The sequence below is a fragment of the Streptomyces sp. CB01373 genome, from assembly GCF_002803075.1.
Classification (GTDB): Bacteria; Actinomycetota; Actinomycetes; order Streptomycetales; family Streptomycetaceae; genus Streptomyces.
In genome coordinates, this window is record NZ_NNBK01000028.1 from 68,818 (window position 1) to 84,813 (window position 15,996).

19 protein-coding genes are annotated in these 15,996 nt (G+C 71.7%); 10 read left to right on the top strand and 9 right to left on the bottom strand.

All coding sequences use genetic code 11. From position 1 onward, the window contains the following. Positions 1-3: 3 nt before the first annotated feature. The 4 genes from CG719_RS33615 (at position 4) to CG719_RS33630 (ending at position 4,062) form a co-directional block, all read left to right on the top strand. Entirely contained in the window at positions 4-564 is a 561-nt protein-coding gene (locus CG719_RS33615; RefSeq protein ID WP_100572491.1) for a GTP-binding protein, read from the top strand. A gap of 11 nt (positions 565-575) precedes the next feature. Next, positions 576-1,940, top strand: a complete 1,365-nt coding sequence (locus CG719_RS33620) for a cytochrome P450 (RefSeq protein ID WP_100572492.1) — start codon at positions 576-578, stop codon at positions 1,938-1,940. Between the two features lie 89 nt (positions 1,941-2,029). Continuing rightward, a complete protein-coding gene (locus CG719_RS33625; RefSeq protein ID WP_100572493.1) occupies positions 2,030-3,277 on the top strand; it encodes a cytochrome P450 in 1,248 nt (415 codons plus the stop codon). 5 nt (positions 3,278-3,282) lie between these two features. Then, positions 3,283-4,062, top strand: coding sequence for an enoyl-CoA hydratase/isomerase family protein (locus CG719_RS33630; protein WP_442802766.1), 780 nt, complete (start codon positions 3,283-3,285; stop codon positions 4,060-4,062). Between the two features lie 168 nt (positions 4,063-4,230). Here CG719_RS33630 and CG719_RS33635 read toward each other — a convergent pair whose 3' ends face one another. Then, entirely contained in the window at positions 4,231-4,644 is a 414-nt protein-coding gene (locus CG719_RS33635) for a hypothetical protein (protein ID WP_100572495.1), read from the bottom strand. A gap of 178 nt (positions 4,645-4,822) precedes the next feature. On the opposite strand from CG719_RS33635, the gene CG719_RS33640 reads away from it, so the two are divergent. The 3 genes from CG719_RS33640 to CG719_RS33650 all read left to right on the top strand — a co-directional run bounded on the left by CG719_RS33640 (position 4,823) and on the right by CG719_RS33650 (position 8,421). Further along, positions 4,823-5,497, top strand: coding sequence for a response regulator transcription factor (locus CG719_RS33640; RefSeq protein WP_100572496.1), 675 nt, complete (start codon positions 4,823-4,825; stop codon positions 5,495-5,497). After that, the gene (locus tag CG719_RS33645) at positions 5,494-7,374 is read left to right on the top strand and encodes a sensor histidine kinase (RefSeq protein WP_100572497.1); all 1,881 of its coding nucleotides are present in this window, start codon (positions 5,494-5,496) and stop codon (positions 7,372-7,374) included. The genes CG719_RS33640 and CG719_RS33645 overlap by 4 nt, the downstream gene beginning before the upstream one ends. A 129-nt stretch (positions 7,375-7,503) precedes the next feature. After that, positions 7,504-8,421, top strand: a complete 918-nt coding sequence (locus tag CG719_RS33650; protein ID WP_100572498.1) for an SGNH/GDSL hydrolase family protein — start codon at positions 7,504-7,506, stop codon at positions 8,419-8,421. 207 nt (positions 8,422-8,628) lie between these two features. Here the strand turns inward: CG719_RS33650 and CG719_RS33655 are convergent, their stop codons facing one another. Further along, a complete protein-coding gene (locus tag CG719_RS33655; RefSeq protein ID WP_100572499.1) occupies positions 8,629-9,165 on the bottom strand; it encodes a DUF2269 domain-containing protein in 537 nt (178 codons plus the stop codon). A 112-nt stretch (positions 9,166-9,277) separates the two neighbouring features. Between CG719_RS33655 and CG719_RS33660 the strand changes: the two genes are divergently transcribed. Continuing rightward, on the top strand, positions 9,278-9,496 hold the full coding sequence (locus tag CG719_RS33660; RefSeq protein ID WP_100572500.1) for a hypothetical protein: 219 nt from the start codon (positions 9,278-9,280) through the stop codon (positions 9,494-9,496). A 44-nt stretch (positions 9,497-9,540) separates the two neighbouring features. On the opposite strand, the gene CG719_RS33665 is transcribed toward CG719_RS33660, so the two are convergent. From CG719_RS33665 to CG719_RS33680, 4 genes are all read right to left on the bottom strand, one after another. Continuing rightward, positions 9,541-10,947, bottom strand: coding sequence for an FtsW/RodA/SpoVE family cell cycle protein (locus CG719_RS33665; protein WP_100572501.1), 1,407 nt, complete (start codon positions 10,945-10,947; stop codon positions 9,541-9,543). A 154-nt stretch (positions 10,948-11,101) separates the two neighbouring features. Next, positions 11,102-12,010, bottom strand: a complete 909-nt coding sequence (locus CG719_RS33670) for a serine hydrolase (protein WP_100572502.1) — start codon at positions 12,008-12,010, stop codon at positions 11,102-11,104. A gap of 170 nt (positions 12,011-12,180) precedes the next feature. Next, the gene (locus CG719_RS33675; RefSeq protein WP_100572503.1) at positions 12,181-13,161 is read right to left on the bottom strand and encodes an ion transporter; all 981 of its coding nucleotides are present in this window, start codon (positions 13,159-13,161) and stop codon (positions 12,181-12,183) included. Positions 13,162-13,358: 197 nt separating this feature from the next. Then, positions 13,359-14,021 carry a zinc ribbon domain-containing protein gene (locus CG719_RS33680; RefSeq protein WP_100572504.1) on the bottom strand — a complete coding sequence of 221 codons (663 nt, stop codon included), beginning with the start codon at positions 14,019-14,021 and terminating at the stop codon, positions 13,359-13,361. Positions 14,022-14,303: 282 nt separating this feature from the next. Between CG719_RS33680 and CG719_RS33685 the strand changes: the two genes are divergently transcribed. After that, entirely contained in the window at positions 14,304-14,924 is a 621-nt protein-coding gene (locus tag CG719_RS33685) for an acetate uptake transporter (RefSeq protein WP_100572505.1), read from the top strand. 72 nt (positions 14,925-14,996) lie between these two features. Next, positions 14,997-15,152 (top strand): DUF6131 family protein, encoded by a 156-nt coding sequence (locus tag CG719_RS36020; protein WP_199836883.1) that lies wholly within the window; start codon positions 14,997-14,999, stop codon positions 15,150-15,152. A gap of 45 nt (positions 15,153-15,197) precedes the next feature. Here the strand turns inward: CG719_RS36020 and CG719_RS33690 are convergent, their stop codons facing one another. From CG719_RS33690 to CG719_RS33695, 3 genes are all read right to left on the bottom strand, one after another. Next, the gene (locus tag CG719_RS33690; RefSeq protein ID WP_100572506.1) at positions 15,198-15,383 is read right to left on the bottom strand and encodes a DUF5808 domain-containing protein; all 186 of its coding nucleotides are present in this window, start codon (positions 15,381-15,383) and stop codon (positions 15,198-15,200) included. 95 nt (positions 15,384-15,478) lie between these two features. Continuing rightward, positions 15,479-15,622 (bottom strand): hypothetical protein, encoded by a 144-nt coding sequence (locus tag CG719_RS36025; protein WP_199836884.1) that lies wholly within the window; start codon positions 15,620-15,622, stop codon positions 15,479-15,481. A 62-nt stretch (positions 15,623-15,684) separates the two neighbouring features. Further along, entirely contained in the window at positions 15,685-15,891 is a 207-nt protein-coding gene (locus tag CG719_RS33695; protein ID WP_100572507.1) for a hypothetical protein, read from the bottom strand. Positions 15,892-15,996: the final 105 nt, after the last annotated feature.

Sequence of the window (15,996 nt, forward strand, 5' to 3'; positions counted from 1 at the left end):
TACGTGTACCTGGATTCAGCCGTCTCCACCGCGGTCAAGATCCTTGTGGTGGGCCACTTCGGAGTCGGGAAGACCACGTGCATCGGAAGTATCTCCGAGATCGAGCCTTTGCGGACCGAAGAGGAGATCACCGAAGCGAGTGTGGGATTTGACGACCTGTCGGGAACTCCGGACAAGACGACCACGACGGTCGCCATGGACTTCGGCCGACTGACCATCAGCGACGAGGTGGTGCTCTACCTCTTCGGAACGCCCGGTCAGGAACGCTTCAAGGAGATGTGGGAAGAACTGTCCCGGGGTGCCCTCGGCGCCCTGGTCCTGGTCGACCCCGAGCGGCTCTCCGAGTCCTTCCCGGTCCTCGACCTGGTCGAACGCTTCGGCCTGACCTACGCCATCGGTGTCAACCACTTCGAAGGCACCACCGACTACCCGCTCACGGAGGTGCGCGAGGCCCTGAACCTGTCCGCGGAGACCCCCGTCGTCGCCTGTGACGTACGGGACCAGAACTCGGCGGCGCAGGCCCTCATCACCCTCGTGCACCACCTTCTGTCCCTCATCTCTTAGGAGCACCGCCCATGCAGCAGCGTCCCGGCATACAGGGGCCGCCGCCCGGCTGCCCCGCCCACGCCAACGTCCCGTTCTACGGGCCTCAGTTCGGCTCCGATCCCGACAGCCACTACGAGTACCTGCGCTCCCTCGGCCCGAGCGCGCCGGTCGACGTCGCCCCGGACGTCCAGGTCGAGCTGGTCACCAGCTACGACGCCGCGCTGTACATCCTGCAGAACCCCGCCTCGTTCGTGCGGGACTCGCGGCGCTGGAACGCGCTGAACCAGGGGCGTGTCCCCGAGGACAGCCCGGCGCTGCCGATGATGGGGTACCGGCCCAACGCGCTGTTCAGTGACGGCGCGGCGCACGCCCGGCTGCGCCAGGCGGTCACGGACTCCCTGGCCAGCGTCAACGAGCTTCAACTGGTGCGGCAGACCCAGCAGTCGGCCGACTACCTGATCAGCCGGTTCAGCACCGACCGCCTCGGACAGGCCGAGTTGATGGCCGACTACGCCCAGCCGCTGCCGCTGCTGGTCTTCAGCGACCTGTTCGGCTGCCCGCCGGAGATCGGCGACCGTGTCATCGTCGGCATCAGCGGCATCTTCGACGGCACCCCCAACGCCGACCAGGTGCTGGGCGAGGCGCTCTCCGAGCTGATCGCCCTCAAGCGGCGCCGGCCCGGACAGGACCTGACCACGCGTCTGATGGAGCACGGCGCGGGGCTGACCGACGAGGAGGTGCTGCACCAGCTGGTGACCCTGCTGTCCGGTGGCACCGCTCCCCTGGCCGCGGCCATCGGCACCAGCAGCGCGCTGATCCTCGACGAGGAGTGGCAGGCCGGGCTGCCGATCGAGGACGCCGTCACCCGGGTCCTGTGGAACTACGCGCCGATCGCCAACTACGCGGCCCACTACCCGACGCACGACGTGGAGCTGGGCGGCAGGACGCTCAGGGCGAACGACCCGGTCCTCATCTCGTTCGCGGCGGCCAACACCGATCCCCGGCTGGCCGAACACCGTGAGCAGCTCAGCGCGAAGGCGCATCTGGCCTTCGGGGCCGGCCCGCACGCCTGCCCGGCCAAGGACCCGGCGTTCATGATCGCGGTCACGGCCGTCGAGTCCCTCCTCAACCGGCTGCCGGACGTCGAAGTTCGCGTACCGTTCAAGGACTTGAGCTGGGTTCCGGCGCCGTGGAGCCGTTCGCTGGTCGCCCTCCCTGTCCGGTTCACGCCCCGGGTCGTGGCGCCGACGCCCGCACAGGCGCAGACGCCGCAGACGGCCGCTCCGGCGACGCCGATGGCCACCGCCGCAGCGCCGCGGCCTGCGGCGACGTCCGCGGCCAAGCCCAAGGCGGGCATGTTCAGCCGCTTCCTGGCATGGACCCGAGGGGAGTGACGAAGGCAACCCCGGCGCGCATAGTCATTTCGTATGTTCAAGCCACCGCTGGGGTATGCATGGCGGCTGATGCCTAGAAAGGAGCCGTCGTGGAGACAGCGGTAACTCCGCCCCCCGACAGACGTTTTGCGGTCTCTCTCTTCTCTCGTCTTCGGACAGCGAAGGGCCAGGCCAACCCCTTTCCGATCTACGCGGAGCTTCGGTCGAGGGGCGGAGTCGTCGCAGCGCCATGGGGAGGTCATCTCGTCACGCGCTTCGACCTGTGCGATCAGGTCCTGCGCAGCCGGGACTGGTTGGAACCGGACGCCCGCTGGCGAGAACAGCAGGGCGACGGCACCCGTTGGACTGCCCCCTCCTCCCGTGAGATGAGCAGGACGCTGCCCGCCCTCAATCCCCCCGAACACACCTGGGTGCGCCGGTCGGCCGGCATGTTCGACCGCACCTCCATGGAGGAGATGCGCGGCACGGTCGGCCGCATCACGGGCCGGCTCATGGACTCCCTCGCCGTCCGGCTGCGCGACGGTGAGGCCGATTTCAACGCCCTGGTCAGCGAGGAGCTGCCGGTCGCCACGATCGGGCACTGGCTGGGCCTGCCGAGCGCCGACTTCCCCCGGCTGCGCGAGCTGACCCACGACCAGGTCTTCACGCAGGAGTTGCTGCCCTCGGCCAGTCAGCTGGCGCTGTCCGACGCGGCCACGGCCGAACTGCGTGCCTACTTCCTCGACCTGGTGCGCGAGCGGCGCGCCCACCCGGGCGACGACCCCGTGTCGCGCTGGATCAGGCTCTGGGACGCCATGGAGAGCGACCAGGACAGGGCGGACGAGGCCGTCTACTTCCTGGCGCTCTTCGTGCTGCTGGCAGCCCTGGAGACGACGTCCACCCTGCTGTCGACCATGACCCTGCTGGTCCTCGAGCACCCCAGGCAGTGGGACCGGTTGACCATCCACCCCGACCTCGTGCCGGCCGCCGTGGAGGAGTCGTTGCGCTACGACCCGCCCACGCATGTGATCAGCCGTGTCTCCTCCAGGGACACCGAGCTGGGCGGTGTCGAGGTGCGCAAGGACGAGATGGTCCACCTCATGGTGGGGGCCGCCAACCGCGACCCCGCCAAGCACAAGGACGCCGAACTGTTCAACATGCACCGCAAACCGGCGCACCTGGCCTTCAGCGGCGGCATTCACTACTGCCTCGGCGCGCCCCTGGCCCGGATGGAGGCCCAGACCCTCCTGCACCACGTGGTCAGGCGCTTCCCGCGGCTCACGCTCGTGCGCCAACCGACGTGGGCGCCGCGCGTGGCGTTCCGGCGCCCGCTGAACCTGGATGTCGCTCTCATATGATCGAAATGACAAATACCTTCGACAACTTCCCCTACAAGGCGATACGGGTGGAGCAGGACGGGCCGGTCCTCCGGGTCGCGCTCAACCCGTCGGCGCAGGACAGCTCGCTGACGGTCGCCGCTCTCGACGACCTCGTCTCGCTGCTCAACAGCCTGCATGACCGGCCCGACATCCGGGTCCTGCTGCTGTCGGCGGTGGGCGACGACTTCTGTCTCGGCGCCGATCGCGACGAGTTCCAGGCGGCACTGGCGGAGGACCCGACCGGCGGCGCCATGCGGCGCATCGTGGACAAGGCCTACCGGGTGTGCGACGCCCTGGAGAACTCGCACGCGGTGACCATCGCCAGGCTCCACGGCAAGGTCGTGGGCGCCGGACTGGCGCTGGCCTCCTTCTGCGACCTGCGCGCCGGTGCGGACACCTGCCGGTTCCGCATGCCGGAGATCGCCCTCGGGCTGCCGCCCGCCTGGGGAGGTGCCATGGGCCGCCTGGTCGCCGAGGGCGGGTCCGCCAGGATCCGCGAACTCATGCTCACCTGTGAGCCGTTCGACGCCGGAACCGCCCATCGGCTCGGTCTGCTGCACAAGGTCGCGCCGGTGGAGGCGCTGGACGCGGCCGTCGACGCCTGGGTCAGGCCCCTCGTGCGGCGCGCGCCGGAGGCCCTGACCCTCACCAAGCGCATGCTCGCCGGCTACGCGCGGGCGGACCGCACCGCCGACGTCGCGCTGCTCGACGCGCATCTCCTCACCGCACAGCTCAGCCAGGGCCGGGCGGCGGCCCGGCGCTGAACCGTTTCCGCCCGTACGCGCCCGACTCCCCCTGGTGTCGGGCGCGTACGGCGTTCGTGGCGTCCATGAGCGGCCCGGCCGGTACCGCACGGGGACGCATCCGCCGCTCCCCTGCGGTGGCGGATGCGTCCCCGGCGTGCGAGCGGCACGACGTGCCCCCGGAGCCGGTCAGGCGGTGCCGGCCTCGGCCTCGGGGGCCGGGCGGGTCAGGACGAGGGCGATGACGACGACGCTGAGGATCGTGAACACGGCGACCAGGGCGACCACCGCGGCCGGGACGCCGCTGACGAAGAACGCCGGCAGGGCCGAGACCACCGACACGATCCGGGAGCCCGCCACGACGCGGGAGCCCGTCCGGTTCAGCGTGCGCCAGGTGTAGACGACCGCGAGCACCGTGATCACGCCCAGCACGCCGTCGGCGATGCCGACGGCCATCGGCGGGCCCTGGGTGTCCGCGTCGGGCTCCGGGAGCGTGACGAAGTTGGTCATGTCGAGCAGGCCCAGCAGGCCCGCGAGGACGAGGCCCACCTTGTTCTTGCGGGTGAGGCCGGGAACGGTTCCGGAAGGGCTGTTCGTGCTCATCTGGGCTCCTGTCTCAGGGAGTCGGGGGGCCGCCGGTACGGCGACCCGGTGCGGTGAGCATGCGGCAGCGGCGTTCCGGCGCGCATCGGTGGTTCGTCCCCGGCGGCAGGGAGGTTTTCCCGTACGTCCTGGGAGAAGAGCCTCCCCGACGGGAACCGGTCTCGGCCATCATCGGGACATGACCTCCGCGGCCCGTCCCATCCGGGTGCTCATCGCCGACGACCATCCCGTAGTACGGCGCGGGATGAGCGCCCTGCTGACCTCGCTGGCGGGGGTGGAGGTGGTGGCGGAGGCGGAGACCGGCGAAGAGGCACTGCGCGAGGCGCAGTTGAGCCGTCCGGACGTGGTGGTGATGGACATCCGGATGCCGTCCATGGACGGGGTGGAGGCCACCCGGCGGCTGACCGCGCTGCTGCCCGACGTAGCGGTGCTCGTCGTCACCATGTACGAGGACGACGAGACGGTGCTGTCGGCGCTGCGCGCCGGGGCCCGCGGCTATCTCCTCAAGGGCGCCCAGCAGGAGGAGATCCTGACCACCATCCGGTCGGTGGCGGCCGGACAGTTCGTCATCGCGCCGGGCGTGGCGGCCCGCCTGCTCGGCCAGGTGGGGCCGCCGCCCCGGCCTGCCGACCCGTTCCCCGAACTGACCGTACGGGAACGGGAGATCCTCGACCGGGTGGCGCGCGGCCACGGCAACGCACGGGTCGCGGCCGAGCTGGAACTGGCCGTCAAGACCGTCGCGAACCATCTGTCCGCCGTCTTCGCCAAGCTGGGGGTGAGCGGCAGGACCGAGGCCATCCTGCTCGCCCGCGAGCGGGGACTGGGTGACGACACGTCCGGCCCCGCCTCATGACCGCGCGCCCGCCGGCCGCCCTGCGCGGGGCGGCCCTCGCTCCGGTCGCCGGCACGGCGCTCGCGTCCCTGTGGTGGGCGCCGCCTTCCCCGTCCGAGCGATGGGTCCTGTGGGCCCTGGTGGTCGGCCTCGGACTGACGGCGTCGTACACCCTGGTCACCGCCCGGCGCGGGGCCTCGGCCGCCTCCCGGCTGCTCGGACTGTCCGCGGCGGCGCTGCTGAGCGCGCCGCTCGCGGCCGCGGCCGGTGTCCCGGACCTCGCCGTGGTGCCGGTGGTGCTGGCCTCGACGGTCACCGTGCCGCTGGCCGCCCTCCGCGTCGTCGAGGCGCGGCCGGTGTCGCGGACGCTGCGCTGGGCGGAGGCGTCGATCGCCGTCTGCGGCGCGGGCTGCGCGGCCGCGTCGCGGACGGGCGGCGAACCGGCGCTGATCGCGGCCGGGGTGGCGTCCGGGACGGCGATGTGCGCCTGCACCTGGGTGCTGTTCGAGCTCACCTCCGGCGACGACCGGCGCCGCGTGCTGTGGCTGGTGCTGGGCGCCGCCGGGACGACGCTGGCCGGGATGCTGCTGTTCGCGGTGGACAACTCCCTCACCCTCGGCTTCCCGGCCGGCGTGCTGACGGTCGGCGCGGTGTCCCTGCTGCTGCCGGGCGCCATCACGGTGGCGCTGGTCGCGCCCCGCGCGGTGGACGTCCGGGTGGTGATGCGCGGCGCCGCCGTCCTCATCGTCATGCTCGCGCTGAGCGCCGCGGTGTACGAGGGCATCGCCGCCGTCTGGGAGATGGCGGTGGGCGCCCGGCCGGACAAGGGTGTGCCTCCGCTGCTGGCGGCCGCCATCGCCGCCGGGTACCAGCCGGTCCGGCGTCATGTCGAGGCGGTGATGGACGAGATGCTGTTCGGCCGGTCGGCCGACGCGGTGGAGACGCTGACCCGTCTCGGCACGGACCTGACCGCCGGCGCCCCTCCCCCGCTGTGGCTGCACACCCTGCGCACGACGCTCGGCGTGCCCGGCATCGAGCTGCGCCAGGAGGACACCGTGGTCGCCACCGCGGGCGCCGTCGACGCGGATCACGTCCAGGTCACCGCCCTGCGCGCGGACGGTGAGAAGGTGGGCGATCTCGTGGTCGGTCTGCCGCCGGGACATCTGCGGCTGCCCCGAGCGGCCGCCGCGGTGCTCGACCTGGTCGCTGCCCCGCTGGCGCAGGCCCTGCACGCGGCCCGGCTCAGCGAGCAACTGCGCCTGTCCAGGGGCCGCACGGTGACCGCGCTGGAGGAGGAGCGGCGGCGTATGCGCCGCGACCTGCACGACGGTCTCGGCCCCACCCTGACCGGCATCGCCTACACGGCGGACGCGGTCGTCAACCTCATCGCCACCGACCCCGAGCACGCGGTCCAGACCCTGCGCGCGCTGCGCGCCGACGTGGGCGACACGATCACCGAGATCCGGCGGATCGTCTACGGGCTGCGCCCCCGCGCCCTCGACGAACTCGGCCTCGTCGAGGCCATCCGCCAGCGCACCGCACCGCTGCGGGTCGCCGACGGCCGACCCCTCACGGTGACGGTCGACGCCCCGGAGCAGTTGCCGCAGCTTCCCGCGGCCGTGGAGGTCGCCGCCTACCGGGTGGCGGTGGAGGCCGTCACCAACATCGCCCGGCACGCCGCCGTGACCACCGCCACGCTCACCCTGGAGCTGCTCGGCAGCGGCCGTCTGCGGGTGACCGTCGCGGACTCCGGCCGCTGCGCCGAGCCGTGGACACCCGGCGTCGGCATCCAGTCCATGCACGAGCGCGTCGAACAGATCGGCGGCACCCTGACCGTCCGCACCGATCCCGAGGGCGCCACGATCACCGCCGAACTGCCCCTGTCCATCCCGGAGTGAGCTCGCCGTCACCGCTTCACACCTCTGGCCCCAGGGACTTACCGAACGGTATACAAGCCCAGTCGAACGTGCGACGGCGGCCTGCTGCCGCCGACCGCGCACGAAGTCCCGGCACAGGGGGAGGAACTGATGACCCGACAGGAAAGCGCGAGAGGGCGCCGGTGGCCGGCCGCGATAGGGGCGGCGCTCGGGGCGTGCGCCCTGGCCGCCGCCTCCACGGCGCCCGCCTCGGCCCACGGAGCCGGTACCGGCGCGGGGACCGGCCGTGCCCCGCACTACGTGTCGCTCGGGGACTCCTACACCTCCGGTCCCGGAATCCCGCGGCAGGTCGACGCCGGCTGCGGGCGCTCGGACAGCAACTACCCGTCGCTCGTCGCGGCGGATCGGAAGGCCGCCTCGTTCACGGACGTGAGTTGCGGCGGGGCGACGACCGAGGAGATGTGGAAGCCGCAGGGTTCCAACGGCGCCCAACTCGACGCGCTGCGCAAGGACACCGACCTGGTGACGGTCCAGATCGGCGGCAACGACGTCGGGTTCGGCTCCATCATCGCCACCTGCGCCCAACTCGGCTCCCAGCAGCCGGAGTCGGACCCCTGCCGGCGCCACTACGCCTCGTCCGGCATCGACCGGCTGACGCTCGACATCGCGCGGACGGCACCGAAGGTGGACCACGTGCTGCGAGCCGTGCACGCCAGGGCGCCGCACGCCCGGGTGCTCGTCGTCGGCTACCCGGACCTGCTGCCCGACGACGGCAGCGGCTGCTTCCCCTCGGTGCCGTTCGCCGCGCGGGACTTCCCCTATCTGCGGGACACCGAGAAACGGCTGAACACGATGCTCCGCCTGGTGGCCGCGTGGAACCGCGCGGAGTACGTCGACACCTACGGGCCCACGGTCGGCCACGACATGTGCAAGGCCCCGGCGGACCGCTGGATCGAGCCGTTGCAGCCGGCCTCGCCCGCGGCCCCGGCCCACCCCAACGCCAAGGGCGAGGAGGCCATGGCGCGTGCGGTGCTGAAGGTCCTGGACAAGCGGAACGGACGGGGCTGAGTCCCGGCCGGCGGGCATGCGGCGGGCACCGGACGGGCGCCCGCCGCACGCCGCCGGTACGGTCCCGGCACGGCCGGCGGGTCCGCGCGGCTCGTCACAGGCGCGGGCTGTCGAACCAGTCCCTCGTGTCGGGCCCCGTGGCCAGGAACAGCACGACGACGACCACGCCGGCCCGGACGCCGTTGCCGCCTCCGTTCCGCGACCGGCTCAGACCGGTGCGCTCCGGCGGCCGGCGGTCTGGGCCGCACGCTGGGAGGCGCGGCGCCGTCGGCCGCGGCGGGTCAGGCCCCAGGGCTTGAGTACGGAGATCACCGTCATGAAGACGTACGCGGTCAGGGAGACGGCGGGGCCCATCAGGATTCCGTGGGAGCCGGCCGGCGGCTCGCCCGCGGCGACGTCCCGGACCATCGAGGTCAGCCCGGGGCGCAGCGCGAGGACCGTGGCGGCTGTCGTGGCCAGGGTCAGCCAGAACTTCGTGTAGACCCACCGGTGCCGGGCCAGCCCCCACGGGGTACCCAGGGACAGCACGAGACCGCTGAACAGGGTGGCGAACGCGACGGGGAGCAGGAGCCAGTCGGCGAGGAGTTTCATGGCGCGGACGGAGGTCTCCACGGTCACCGCGGACCCCGTGGTGACCGCGGCGATCGCGAGGGCGAGCAGTCCGAGGGAGAGGCCGAGCCAACTGGCGGAGGCGACCACATGGACCACGAGGAAGGCACGGCGTGCGGGGCGGCTTGTTCTCACCCGTCACACGGTGCCGGACGGTGGCGCGGACGGCGTCCGACGCAGGGAGTAACCCGGTGTACCGGCCTCGGCGTACACGCCGGGCCGGGACACCTTGATCAAGGAGAGCGACATGCCCATCGAAACCGTCGAGCGATTCCTGACCGCCCTCGACCCGCAGCACCGGGAGCACGTCCAGGGGCTGTCACGCGAGGATCAGGAGAGCCTCGCCGCCGCCTGGGAGACGGAGCTCCAGCAGGACACCGACCTCGACACCCTGAGCGAACTGTCGCCGTCGGCGGCCGAGAGCGAGGCGGCGGCTCGCGTGGCCAGGAAACTCCTCGAACACTGAACGAGGAACGGGACCCGGCGCCCGCGGTTCTCCCGTGGACCGGGTCAGCGGCGGACCAGCTGGGTCTCGGCGGCGTCCATGTCCGCCGCCGGGACCGGCGCGGGGCGGCGGGCGGTGTCGCTGACCTTGAGGAGGAGGGCGACGAGCAGCCAGTTGGCGACCATCGCCGAGCCGCCCTGGGCCAGGAACGGCAGGGCCTTTCCGGTGAGCGGGATGAGCCCGGTGACACCACCGACGACGACGAACACCTGGAGCATCAGTGTGGTCGCCAGACCGGCGGCCAGCAGCTTGCCGAAGGGGTCGGTCACGGTGATCGCGGTCCGCAGGCCGCGCTCGGCGAGCAGGGCGTACAGCAGGATCACGGCCATCACTCCGGCCAGGCCGAGTTCCTCGCCGACGGTGGTGAGGATGAAGTCGCTGCGCCCGGCGAAGCCGATGAGCTCGGGGTGGCCCTGGCCGATGCCGGAACCGAGCATCCCGCCGGAGCCGAACCCGAACAATGCCTGGGCCGCCTGGTCGGAGATCAGCCCGTCCGGCCGCTGGTCCAGGGGGAGGTAGATGTCCATGGGGTGCAGCCAGGCGACCACCCGGCCGTGGACGTGCGGTTCGAAGGAGCCCACGACGAAGGCTCCGACGGCGAACATGGCGACGCCGAACACGACCCAGCTGGTCCGCTCGGTCGCGACGTACAGCATGATGACGAAGACGCCGAAGAAGATGAGCGAGGTGCCGAGGTCCCGTTCGAGGACCAGGACGAGCAGGCTGATGACCCACACGGCCGCGATCGGGCCGAGCTGCCGCCCCCGGGGCAGGTACATGCCCATGAAGCGCCGTCCGGCCAGGGCCAGGGCGTCCCTGCGGAGCGTCAGGTACCCGGCGAAGAAGAGGACGATCACGATCTTCACGAACTCGCCGGGCTGGAAGGACAGCGGCCCGAGGAAGATCCACCGCTTGGCGCCGTAGACGTCGCCGGGATAGAAGGCCGGAGCCATCAGCAGCACGAGGCCCACGGTGACGGCCACGTAGGGATAGCGCTGGAGCCGGCGATGGTCCTTGAGCCCGATCACGACCGCGATGAATCCGAGTACCGCGAGGCCGACCCACATGATCTGCCCGCCGACCGCCGTGGGCGAGTTGTACCGGGCCTGGTAGGCGACGTCGAGGCGGTGGATCAGGACGATGCCCAGGCCGGTGAGCAGGGTGGCCAGGGGCAGGATCAGCGGGTCGGCGTGCGGGGCGAACCGCCGTACCGCCAGATGGCACAGCAGCGGGGGCAGGGCCAGAACGGCGACGTGGAACGCCAGACCGGGCGGCAGGCTGCCCGTCATGGCGAGGGAGCTGCCCGCGTGGCCGAATCCGCAGATGAGCACGGCGCCCAGCAGCAGCGCCAGCTCCTGGTTGCGGCTGACCGTATCGCCGCCCCGGCTCGCTGATCCGGCTCGACTGCCCATGACTGCTCCCCCTGTCGCGTTGCTCCGGACTCCCGTCTCCGGCCCGGTGACACCCGGCACGACTATACAGTTGCGCAATGACGCAACTAACCACTGAGGGTGGGGTGGCCGGGGTGCGGCGCCGGGACCCGCGGGCTTCCGGCGCCGGTGCCCGTCAGGTCCGGGCGGCCGCGGACACGGCCTGCCGGGCCGCCCGCTCCACCAGGGCGACGCCGTCGCTCATCGACGCGCTGCCGTCGGACAGTACGGCGACGAGGTAGTGGTGTCCGCCCACCGTGATCCGGCCGACGCTGTTGACGTCCCAGAGACCGGAGGTGGTCCGCTGGAGCCAGCCGTTCTTCAAGGCGAACTCGGCGCCGGAGGCCGCCGAGACACCCCAGGCCTGCTCGCTCGCGACCCGGTTCATCAGCGACCGGATGTAGGTCCGGGACTCCTTGTTCAGCGGGGAGCCGGTCCCCGACGCCCCGGCGCTGTCGAACACGGACAGCAGAAGGCGGATCTGGTCGCTCGCCGTCGTCCGCGTCAGCCCCCACCTGCCGCCCGGACCACCCTTGGTCGAGGTCAGCCCCAGGCGCTTGTTGGCGGCCTGCAGACCCGGCGCCCGGCCGATCTCGCGCCACAGGGCGTTCGCCGCCGTGTTGTCGCTCTTGCGGATCATCGGCTCGGCCAGGCCGCGTTCCTGGGCGGTGAGATGCCGGCCCGCGTCCTGGGCCTGAAGCAGCAGCGCCGCGAGAATGTCGACCTTGATGATGCTGGCGGTGTCGTACGGGGCGTCCTGGCCGTACAGCAGCGGCTTCCTGCTCGCGCCGTCGAGGCTGAGCACCGCCGCCGTCACCCGCGCCTTGCTCTGCGGGTGCGGCGCCGCCGGGACGGCCGCCGCGGCGTGGGCCTGCTGCGCCGGGGCGGGCGCGGCGACCGCGGGTGCCGCGTGCAGCGCGCCGAGGGAGAAGAGGGTCGTCACCGAGGCCAGGAGGGCGCCGGCACAGGCACCGGCGCGGCTGACCCGGCGCCCGGACGAGGCCGCCGAGGTCTTCGCATGCGGCAGGGAACGCGGATGGGACATGATCGGACAGGCCTCCGCAATGGGTCGGCAAACGGGGGAAACTGCTTGGTGAAGGTAGACAAAATGTGCGTCTGGTGAAGTGGCCGCCGTCACTGCGAACCCGTTTCGGCCCGAATTGTGAGAAGACCCACCCGCTCCCCGGCCCCGTCACCGACGGCCCCGCGGCCGCCTCACCTGCGCCGTCGGGACGCCCGCTGCCGGGCCCTCGCGGAGCCGGGCGCCGCGCGCGCCACGACCGCCGGGACCACCATGGCCGCCTGCCTGGGACGTGGCGGCGCCGGCTGCCCGAGGTCGCGTTCGAGGTCGTCGAGGGCTCTGCGGGCCGCCGCGATCCGGGCGGCGAGATGCTGCTGGACATCAGGGGAGCCACCGGCGTCCGCCGCGTCGGCGGGCTGGTCCCTCTCCAGCTCGCGGGCCTCCTCCAGGGACGTGATCACCACGCCGATGAGGACGTTGACCAGGACGAAGGAGGCCAGCAGGACGTAGGAGGCGTAGTAGATCAGGCTCCAGCGCGACACCTCCAGGCCGCTGTGCACCGCGTCGCCGATGCCGTCCAGGGTCATCAGCAGGAACAGGGTCAGCACGGCGCGGCCTATGGAGCCGTAGTGCTCGGGGTCGTGGCGGCCGAAGAAGACCCAGCCGACCATGGCGTACACGTACAGCAGCAGGGCGCCGACCAGGAGGAAGCTCAGAGTGCCGGGCAGGCTGCGGACCACCGCGACCAGCACGATCCGCACCTGAGGCAGGAAGCGGGCCGTGCGCAGCACGCGCGCCAGCCGCAGCAGCCGCAGCACCGTGGCGTTCTCCCGTACGACGGGCACGAAGGCGCACAGGACGACGACCAGGTCGAAGGAGTTCCACGGGTCCTTCCAGAACTCCCGCGGGCGGTCGGCGTAGGCCAGCATCCGGACGAGGATCTCCACCGTGAAGGCCGCCAGGCAGATGTGTTCGGCCTGCCGTAACCAGTGGTGCCACTGCGTCGCCAGACCGGAGTACGTCTCCACGCCCAGCAGCCCTGCGTTGACGAGGATCACCACGAAGACTCCGAGGGCGAACCAGCGGGCCTCGGTGACGGTCCGGCAGCGGCGGGCCAGTTCTCCGCGCAAGGACCGTAAGGCGATGTCGGGGTTGTGAACGTGCTGCTCCGGCATCTGCTGCCCTTGCTCCTTCGCATGCGGTGGCCCGGCCGACCGGGCTGGAAGGGCGGGCTCGTTGAAGGATGATCATCCTCCAGGTCGGCACTCCGCGGCACCGTGGATCGCGGCACGTTCGCGGACCGCGTACCGCATGTCGTGCGTGCGGTACGCGATCGCCGTGTGCGCTCAGTCCCGGGGCCGCGGTCCGGTGATCACCTGCGGGTGCCGCACGAGGGGCAGAAGGCCGCGCCGTCGGGCAGGTCCTGGTGGCACGAGGAGCAGTTGTCGGTCTGGGCGAGGCGGTGTCCGCACGAGGGGCAGAAGGCCGCGCCCCTGGTCTCGGTGCGGCACTGCGGGCAGACCAACTGGCGTGGCGTGGTGGCGTCGTAGTCCTGTCCGCGCTGCTGACCGGCGTCGTAGGCGCGCTGGGCCACCATGTCGTTCAGGCCCCGCTGCTGGGCCGCCTGGGCCTCCGCCGCGGTGTCCGGGGAGCAGGTGAGGCAGAGCCCGAGGCCCGGGTTCCAGCAACGGGCGCAGACGTAGGACGTGCAACGGGGGCAACGGTCGAAGTGGCCCTGGGCGTTGGCGATGGCGCGGGTGAACGCCGCGTCCCGCTGGGTTCCGTAGTTCGCGCCTGCCAGCCCGTCGGCCGCGTTGGAGACGCCCTGGGCGGCACCGCCGCCGATGACCGACCAGGCCGCGTTCACCCCCCGCGACAGCCAGCCCGCCATCTGGCCCGCCCGGAAGGGCTCGAAGGGGGAACGCCAGGTGTCGGAGCAGCGTGAGCAGTAGAACTCGAACTGGAAACCGGCACCGGTTCCGTGCTCCTGGCACAGGTCGCGGTGGTTGTTGCTGAAGTAGATCTCGGTACTCATGGTGCGTTCCCCCCAGGGCCGACCCTTGTGACGGTGTTCCGACCGCGCGACGCCCGTCACGTCGTGCGGGTGTCCGGAATTCTGCCAGGAGTGCGGGCGCCCCGGCACCTGCCGTCCGCCGACTGATCCTGGGACAAAGGGGTACGCGTGTGGTGAACAGATACAGCTGAAGACTCGGGCAGCGCCGGCGCTGCCCGCGGGTTCGGCCCCGTGGACGTCCTGTGCCTGCGCTCGTCGGGTTCTGGCTGGTTCTGCCGACCTCGGGTCGAAGGGATTCCGGTCATGACTGACGACACCAGCGACTCCGTGCGCGAACAGGCCCGCCCGGCCGATCCGCGGCCGGTCGCCTACGCGGATCCGGCCCCGCTGGGCCTGGCGGGGTTCGCGATGACCACCATCCTGCTGTCCATCCTCAACACCAACCTGCTGACGGAACCCGGTGCGATCTTCCCGGTGCTCGGGCTCGCCGCCTTCTACGGCGGTCTGGCGCAGTTCGTCGCGGGACTGTTCGAGTTCCGCCGCGGCAACACCTTCGGCGCGACCGTGTTCGGTTCCTTCGGCGCGTTCTGGTTGACGTACTGGTGGCTGGTGCCGCGGGCGGCGGCCGTCGACGCGCACAACGGCCTGGGCCTGTTCCTGCTCCTGTGGGCCATCTTCACCGCCTACATGGCGGTGGCCGCGCTGCACACCAGTCTCCCCGTCCTCGGGGTGCTGGTACTGCTGACCATCACCTACATCCTCCTGGCGATCGGAGAGTTCCAGGGTGGTCCGGCACCGCAGGTCGCCACCCAGGTCGGCGGCTGGTTCGGGATCGCGACGGGGCTGGTCGCCTGGTACGCCTCGGCGGCAGGGGTGATCAACTCCACGCACCGGCGGACGCTGCTGCCCACCTGGCCCCGCTGAGCCCGCCAAGGCGGGGCAATACAGCACCGTTTCGGGGTACCCGGCCCGGTGAGGCACTTCTAGGAGGCGGTCATGCTCATCCTCGGCGTCATCCTGCTCGTCGTCGGCTTCGTCACCGGCATCTCGATCCTGTGGACCATCGGCATCATCCTGGCCGTGATCGGCCTGATCCTGTGGCTCCTCGGGTCGTTGGGGCACGCGGTCGCGGGTCGCCGTCACTACTGGTGACCGGCCGGCGACGACGGGAGCGGCGGCCGGCGGGCCGCCGCTCCTTCAGTGCCGGCCGAGGTGGGTCAGAACAGCGACGGCCGCGGGGGCGCCGAAGGTCCAGACCCAGGCCATCGGGCGGCCGTAGTTCAGGGTGCGGCCCCATCCGTAGCGCTTGGGGACCACCACGCGCGGATCGTCGCGGTCGTAGTAGAAGATCCCGTACCAATGGCGCTCGTCGTCCGGGTCCACGGCCCGCCTCCCTCCGTCCGACGCGGGCGTCACGGTGGTCCTCGCAGGGGAAAGGCGGTGCGCGCCCGCGGTCGGCCGGCCTACAGACCCGGCGCTCAGTGGGCGTGGCCCGAGCCGCGGCCGGACATCCGCCAGATCCTGATCTCGCGCAGCAGCCCCGGCATCTCCTTGACCAGCACCGCGACCACCAGCCCGCCCGCCAGGGCGGCCTCCACCGCCAGCAACTGTTTCGCTGTCATCCCCGTTCCTCCCTTCCGACTGACCCGCTCCTGACATCGATCCCGAACCACGACGCGCCCCGTCATCCGGGCGAGATGTTCGGCATGGCCTTCATGATCGTGTCGTGCTTCTTCCAGTGGATGCCCGTGGACCGCCGGGCGTCGGAGGTGCCGTCCCGGTGGTGTCCCGTCTGCCGCTCGTACGGGCCCCAGTTGCCCTGGTGCAGTCCGGAGACGTGCCCGGGGGTGTCGGGCTTCACGTCACGCCTGCCGACTCTGATCGTGCCCATGGTCTTGCTCCTCGTCTCCCCCGGTGCCTTGGCGCGTTCAGCCTTGGTCGGTTCCGTAGGTGGGGGTGTGGGTGGTGGTGAGGGTTTTGCCGTTGCCGAGGTACA